Origin of the sequence: Solemya elarraichensis gill symbiont (assembly GCF_002021095.1) — a bacterium.
Taxonomy (GTDB): Bacteria; Pseudomonadota; Gammaproteobacteria; order Chromatiales; family Chromatiaceae.
This window is the reverse complement of record NZ_MPRK01000107.1, coordinates 1-6736: the sequence shown is the minus strand read 5'-3', so window position 1 is coordinate 6736 and position 6736 is coordinate 1. Positions and strand designations below refer to the sequence as shown.

Here is a 6736-nt window from a genome sequence, read left to right as displayed (position 1 = left end):
ACCAGGTTCACCTGGACGACCTGCCGCCCGAGATGCGTGAAGAGACAATTTCAGAAGGTGGCTACAGTGGTGACTGGGATGAGGCATTACGCCAGTGGGCACACGCTGAATTGAAAAGAGATGGCGCGCCCCTGCTGGACAAGGCACTACCGCTATTTGAGCGCACCCTGATCGAAACCGCGCTTGAGGAGACCGGTGGCAAGAAACATGAAGCCGCGACGATGCTGGGGTGGGGCCGCAATACCCTGACACGCAAGATTAAAGAACTGGAGATGGAGTAACGGCTCGAATTTACCCGCGCTTATAAGGTGGGCTTGCTGCAGGCTGCTTTGACGTATAATTGTTCGATTATGTCAGATCAGATCAAGAGTTGAGAAATGGACAATAGCAGTATCGAGTTAAACGGCAGTGAGATTTCCGGGGTCAGCGTCAGTGGTGACGAAGTACGCGTGCATATAGAGCGCGCCATTATTATCAAGACCATGACAGGCTCGGTGGAAAAGACCAGGTGGTGGCAAAAAGGGGATATCGTCTTTACTGGCGCAGCGGTTGTTGATCCCTTGCCTGATGCCTTTGGTGAATGTGAGGGTGGCGATGTCGGTGAGAATATCTACACTTACCGTGACATGATTCCATTGCCGCTAGAAAGCCGTGGCCAAGCGAGTTGTGACCTGATCATCAAAGGTCAGACACGGCATATCGTGGTGCAGGCTGAAACAATTCGACTCGAGATGGTCGAGGTACCCAAGTATATTGAGCACATCCGCCCGGAGTGAATGATATTCAGCTATAGCCCGCAATCGCGGGCCTTACAGTTTACTTACCACTTGCCCGAAGTGTTCAACTTTATCCCAGTCTGTAAACTCGACAACAGCATTCGGGTCTGTGGGCCCTTTAGTCATATACATAATAAGGCGAATCATCATGCGGTCAAACACGCCATATTTTGGATAGTCAATTTTTCCGGCAAAGACTCCTATTGCATCCGGCTTCCACGTAATCCGTCCCCTATCGGAACGGTGACAGCTGTGTTTCTCGTAGTGATAGCTTTTCGGAAAGGAGAGCTCAAAGAAAAAGCCCGCAATCGCGGGCTTTTCTGGTCTCTGGCAGCTGAAGAATCAGTTGCGGGTAGAACCAACAATCTCGTGAGACATGTCAACAACGCGGGTTGCCATGTCAGCATACTTCTCACGGTAGTCAGCCAGCAGGCCTTCCTTTGAGTAGTAGTAGTCTTTGCCGGTGATGCCCTTGTCGTGCTCGATGTCCATGAACTGCTTCTGCAATTCAATCATCTCTTTAACTAGCTTGTTCTTCTCGTCGATCAGTGCTTGCTTGTCACTCATTGCTTTTACTCCGTATCAGCTGCGCGATGTCGATCGCGCGGTTCATCATTCACGGGGGCTAATATAGCACTGGTACCTGCAATGCCACCCCTCCCAAAGGGGATAGTGGCGGCAAAAGCGGAAAATTAATCCGGCGGACTGATTTTCCCCCTATCCCTTTAGAGATAGATTCAGCAGTTGCACTTGTTGTTCTGTGCCGGTGGCTGGTTGAGGCGCAGTGATCCGGTCAGTTCGGCAACATTCGCCAGCTCATGGCGCTCGAGGTATGACTTGATGCCGTCGTTGATTTTCGGGCAGATCAACGGGTCGTAGAAGAGCGCGGTACCGACGCCAACTGCACTGGCACCGGCGATCAGGAACTCGATCGCATCCTCGGCCGAGTTGATTCCACCCTGGCCGATAATTGGAATGCCGTGATCGCGACACACCTGGTAGACCTGGTGGGTCTTGAGCAGGGCAACCGGCTTGATAGCAGGACCGGAAAGGCCGCCCTGGTTGTTGCCGATCACCGGTGAGCGCGATTCGATATCGATCGCCATGCCCATCAGCGTATTGATGACGGCAAATGCGTCACTGCCTGCCTCTATACAGAGGCGGGCGTTGTGTTGGATGTCGGTCTGGTTGGGCGACAGCTTGGTAATCAGCGGTTTGTTGGTTACTTCACGACAGGCTTCGACGACGCGCGCCGACATTTCAGGATCATTGCCAAAGGCGACACCGCCCTCCTTGACGTTGGGGCAGGAGATGTTGATTTCGATCGCATCGATGTCTGAGTCATCGAATTTGCGTGTAACCTCGGTGTACTCCTCGATGGTCGAGCCCGAGACATTGGCGATGAAGCGAGTCTCCGAGAAATCGAGTTCGGGTAGAATCGATGAAACCACCTGGTCAACCCCGGGATTCTGCAGGCCGATGGCGTTGAGCATGCCGCCGGGTGTTTCATAAATCCTGTGCGGCTGGTTACCGGGGCGCTGGGTGCCGGTTGTGCCCTTGAGGCAAACCGCGCCGACATCCCGGTTGGAAAAGCCGCTAACACGGGTATACTCTTCGCCGAAGCCGACGCAGCCTGAAAGCAATACGATCGGTGTCTGAAAGTGCATACCGCAGAATTCTGTGGCAAGAGGATTGTTCTTGGTATCGATAGATTTTTCTGAGGTCATCGGATTTGTTTCACATTTTACTTTACGAGCCGGAGATTCCGCCCAACACGGGCAATATCATACGCCTTTGTGCGAACAGTGGCAGCACCTTGCACCTGATTCATCCGCTCGGCTTTGAACTGGATGATAAAAAGTTGCGCCGCGCGGGCCTCGATTATGCAGAATATGCCGCCGTGCGTGAACACGTATCTCTTGACGCCTGTCTTGAGACGCTGAAGCCTGAACGTCTGTTTGCATTCACTACCAAGGGTAGAAATGCACATAGCACGCCCTCATACAGAAAAGGCGATGCATTGCTGTTTGGCCCCGAGACTCGCGGCCTGCCGGACGAGGTGCTTGCTAGCATCGAGCGTGACAACTGGCTGCGCGTACCAATGCTCGAGGAGAGCCGCAGCCTTAACCTGTCGAACACGGTCGCCGTGGTGCTTTACGAGGCATGGCGGCAGACAGGTTATGAAGGCGCACTATTTGAATAACACCTGGATCAATGGAAACAATCGCATGGACAATGCAAACCCGTTACTGAAAGAGACATTTCTGCCGCTGTTCAGCGAAATAGAGGCAGGGCACGTGGAGCCGGCAATTGATGAGTTGCTTGCACAAAACCGTGCGCAAATCGACACGCTGCTTGATACGGTTGAGCATCCCGGCTGGAAGAGTTTTGTTGAACCGCTCGAGGAACTGGATGACCAGCTTAGCCGTGCCTGGTCGCCAATCAGCCACATGAATTCGGTGGTCAATACGGATGAACTACGCGAAGCATACAATGCCTGCTTGCCGAAGCTGAGCAGTTATTCAACCGAGATGGGGCAAAACGCCAGGTTGTACAGCGCATACAAGGCAGTGCTTGAGAACGAGACATCCCTCAACCAGGCGCAGACAAAGATGCTGGAAAATATCCTGCTCGATTTTCACCTCACCGGTGTCGATCTGCCGGAAGAGAAAAAGCAGCGCTTCAAGGAGATCAGCAAGCGCCTCTCGACTCTCACCAGTAAATATGAACAGAACCTGCTCGATGCAACCCATGCCTGGACCAAGCTGGTCAGTGATGAAGCACAACTTGCAGGTCTGCCTGAATCGGCGATTGGCCTTGCACGCCAGGCAGCTGAGCAACGTGAACAGGAGGGCTGGCTGCTGACGCTCGATTTCCCTTCCTATTTTCCGGTTATGACCTATGCCGATGACCGGGGGCTGCGCTTTGAGCTTTACCAGGCTTATGTCACGCGTGCCTCGGACCAAGGACCGAATGCCGGCGAGAATGACAACGGTGAGTTGATGGGTGAGATACTTGCGCTGCGCTACGAAGCTGCGCAACTACTTGGCTTTGACAACTATGCCGAGCGTTCGCTGGCGAGGAAAATGGCATCAACGACTGACGAGGTAATGGCTTTTCTTGAGGACCTCGCAGGGCGTTCTACGCCACAGGCGCAGCAGGAGTTCGAAGAACTGCAGCAGTTTGCCCATGAAGAATTTGGAATGGAAGAGCTGCAGGCGTGGGATGTCGCCTACTACGCGGAGAAGTTACGCGAGCAGCGCTATAACCTGACCCAGGAGGAGCTCAAGCCATACTTTCCTGACACACGTGTCATCAGCGGCATGTTCGACGTGGTGCAACGCTTGTTTGATATCAGTATCGAGCAAAGAGACGGGGTGCAGGCATGGCACCCGGATGTGCGCTTCTATGACATCAGGGACAGCAGTGGCAAATTGATGGCGCACTTTTACCTGGATCTCTATGCTCGCGAGAAAAAACGTGGCGGTGCATGGATGGATGTCTGCATCAGCCGTTTCCGTTCAGAGCGGATCGATCATCTGCCGGTTGCTTACCTCGTGTGCAACTTCACACCACCGGTCGGCGACAAGCCCGCGCTACTGACACATGATGAAGTGCAGACGCTGTTCCATGAATTCGGTCATGGCCTGCACCATATGCTGACGCAAATCGACTATCCGCCGGTCTCCGGCATTAGCGGTGTCGCCTGGGATGCGGTTGAGCTGCCGAGCCAGTTTCTCGAGAACTGGTGCTGGGAGCGCGAGGCGCTGGATATTATCTCGGGTCATTATGAAAGCGGCGAATCGATACCTGAAGAGTTGTATGAGCGCATGATTGCGGCAAGAAATTATCATTCGGCCATGCAGATGGTGCGTCAGCTGGAGTTTTCCATCTTTGATTTTCGCCTGCATCGTGAATATGACCCGCACAAGGGTGCAGAGATCGAGGCGCGCATCGAAGAGGTGCGTGATGCGCTTGCCGTGGTGATGCCACCGAAGTGGAATCGATTCGCTAACGGCTTCGCACACATTTTCTCCGGTGGCTATGCCGCAGGCTACTACAGCTACAAGTGGGCGGAAGTGCTCTCTGCAGACGCGTTCTCCCTGTTTGAAGAGAAGGGTATTTTCGATCAGCAGACAGGTCGTTCCTTTCGCGAAAACATTCTCGAAAAGGGCGGTTCGGAAGATGCAATGGATCTGTTCGTGAAATTTCGCGGGCGTAAACCGGAAGTGGAGCCGCTGTTGCGGCATAGCGGAATTACCGGCTGAACAGATCGGGGAATTTAGCCCTCCGTGGCCACCTGGTCCCTCGCCTGATGCCCGGAGAGGCATCTATTGACTCGATAACAAGTCTAGTACATCAGGCGGTTTTTGCCATTTGCATTTCTTATGGTGAATATGGTGATAAAGTTGGCGGTATGGGACAGGTGACAGCATGAAATACAGAGATTTACGGGATTTTATCGCCAGGCTCGAGGAGATGGGAGAGCTGAAACGTATCGACGTTGAAGTTGATCCCTATCTCGAGATGACCGAAATCTGTGACCGCACTTTGAAAGCCGGTGGTCCGGCCCTGCTATTTGAGAAGGTTAAGGATTCGGACATGCCAGTGCTCGGCAATCTTTTCGGAACCCCGAAGCGTGTAGCACTGGGTATGGGTGAGGAGTCGGTTTCTGCGCTGCGTGATGTCGGTATCCTGTTGGCACAGCTCAAGGAGCCGGAAGCGCCGAAGGGCATGCGTGATGCGCTGGAGAAGATGCCGGTGTTCAAGAAGGTGCTGGATATGGCGCCGAAAAAGGTCAAAAAGGCCCCGTGCCAGGAAGTTGTTGTGGAGGCCGATACCGTCGACCTCTCAAAAATCCCCGTGCAGACCTGTTGGCCGGGTGATGCGGGGCCACTGATTACCTGGGGACTGGTAGTCACCCGTGGTCCCGAAAAACCGAGGGCCAATCTCGGTATCTACCGCATGCAGGTGATCGGTAAAAACCGCGTCATCATGCGCTGGCTTGCACACCGTGGAGGAGCGCTCGATTTTCGCGATTGGCAGAAAGCACACCCTGGCGAACCTTTTCCCATTTCAGTTGCACTGGGGGCAGACCCGGCGACAATCCTGGGTGCAGTAACACCGGTACCCGATACCCTTTCTGAATACGCTTTTGCCGGATTACTGCGAGGTTCACGCACAGAAGTGGTCAAATCGATTGGCAGCGAGTTAATCGGGCTACTACAACGAGGTTGAATCCTTTCCGGTTTTCACCATTGATCGCATTACTATGCGCAGTAAGCCGATATATCACAGTACCTACACAGGTCGTCCGCCTGACGAGCCGGCAGTGCTCGGTGTGGCGCTTAACGAGGTGTTTGTACCGATACTGCAGAAGCAGTTCCCGGAGATTGTCGATTTCTACCTGCCGCCGGAGGGCTGCTCCTACCGCATGGCGGTGGTCAGTATGAAGAAGCAGTATGCCGGCCATGCCAAGCGCGTGATGTTCGGTGTGTGGTCCTTTTTGCGCCAGTTCATGTATACCAAGTTCGTGATTGTCACCGATGATGATGTCAATGTACGTGACTGGAATGATGTGATCTGGGCAATGACAACGCGTATGGATCCGGCGCGCGATACTGTACTGGTTGAGAATACGCCGATCGATTATCTCGACTTCGCCTCACCAGTTTCCGGTCTCGGTTCAAAGATGGGTATGGATGCCACCAACAAGTGGCCGGGGGAGACAGATCGTGAATGGGGTGAGCCGATCGAGATGGATGCTGAGGTCAAGGCGCGAGTTGATGCTATCTGGGGTGATCTCGGTATCGATTGACCACGATCATCGCGATGGGAAGTGAATTCCTACCATAATTATCTACCAAGCGTGTCTTTGATCTCGTGATGTAAAACGGGACATCCAAGTCGCCCTTTTACACTCGATCTTCGACAGCCTTTATTGCCCCGGACGCCCTGCG

The 6736-nt window shown here is 53.6% G+C and carries 6 protein-coding genes and 2 pseudogenes; 5 read left to right on the top strand and 3 right to left on the bottom strand.

What is annotated here, in order from left to right; genetic code table 11:
* A partial coding sequence (locus tag BOW51_RS06615) for a helix-turn-helix domain-containing protein (RefSeq protein WP_281252870.1) occupies nucleotides 1–281 on the top strand: 281 nt, incomplete at its 5' end.
* Between the two features lie 96 nt (nucleotides 282–377).
* Nucleotides 378–776 (top strand): hypothetical protein, encoded by a 399-nt coding sequence (locus BOW51_RS06610; protein ID WP_167367257.1) that lies wholly within the window; start codon nucleotides 378–380, stop codon nucleotides 774–776.
* A 33-nt stretch (nucleotides 777–809) separates the two neighbouring features.
* Here BOW51_RS06610 and BOW51_RS06605 read toward each other — a convergent pair.
* The 3 genes and pseudogenes from BOW51_RS06605 to BOW51_RS06595 all read right to left on the bottom strand — a co-directional run.
* Nucleotides 810–995, bottom strand: a pseudogene (locus tag BOW51_RS06605) (flavodoxin domain-containing protein); the annotation flags it as partial.
* Between the two features lie 123 nt (nucleotides 996–1118).
* The gene (locus BOW51_RS06600) at nucleotides 1119–1343 is read right to left on the bottom strand and encodes a hypothetical protein (RefSeq protein WP_078477003.1); all 225 of its coding nucleotides are present in this window, start codon (nucleotides 1341–1343) and stop codon (nucleotides 1119–1121) included.
* 170 nt (nucleotides 1344–1513) lie between these two features.
* Nucleotides 1514–2503 carry a dihydroorotate dehydrogenase gene (locus tag BOW51_RS06595; protein ID WP_078477002.1) on the bottom strand — a complete coding sequence of 330 codons (990 nt, stop codon included), beginning with the start codon at nucleotides 2501–2503 and terminating at the stop codon, nucleotides 1514–1516.
* A gap of 5 nt (nucleotides 2504–2508) precedes the next feature.
* On the opposite strand from BOW51_RS06595, the gene trmL reads away from it, so the two are divergent.
* The 3 genes and pseudogenes from trmL (at nucleotide 2509) to BOW51_RS06580 (ending at nucleotide 6594) form a co-directional block, all read left to right on the top strand.
* Complete coding sequence (gene trmL, locus BOW51_RS06590) at nucleotides 2509–2979, top strand: tRNA (uridine(34)/cytosine(34)/5-carboxymethylaminomethyluridine(34)-2'-O)-methyltransferase TrmL (protein WP_078477001.1); 471 nt, start codon at nucleotides 2509–2511, stop codon at nucleotides 2977–2979.
* Nucleotides 2957–5044 carry an oligopeptidase A gene (prlC, locus tag BOW51_RS06585; RefSeq protein ID WP_245828572.1) on the top strand — a complete coding sequence of 696 codons (2088 nt, stop codon included), beginning with the start codon at nucleotides 2957–2959 and terminating at the stop codon, nucleotides 5042–5044. The genes trmL and prlC overlap by 23 nt, the downstream gene beginning before the upstream one ends.
* Nucleotides 5045–5210: 166 nt before the next feature.
* Nucleotides 5211–6594: pseudogene (locus tag BOW51_RS06580) on the top strand (UbiD family decarboxylase).
* The last annotated feature ends 142 nt before the right edge of the window (nucleotides 6595–6736 follow it).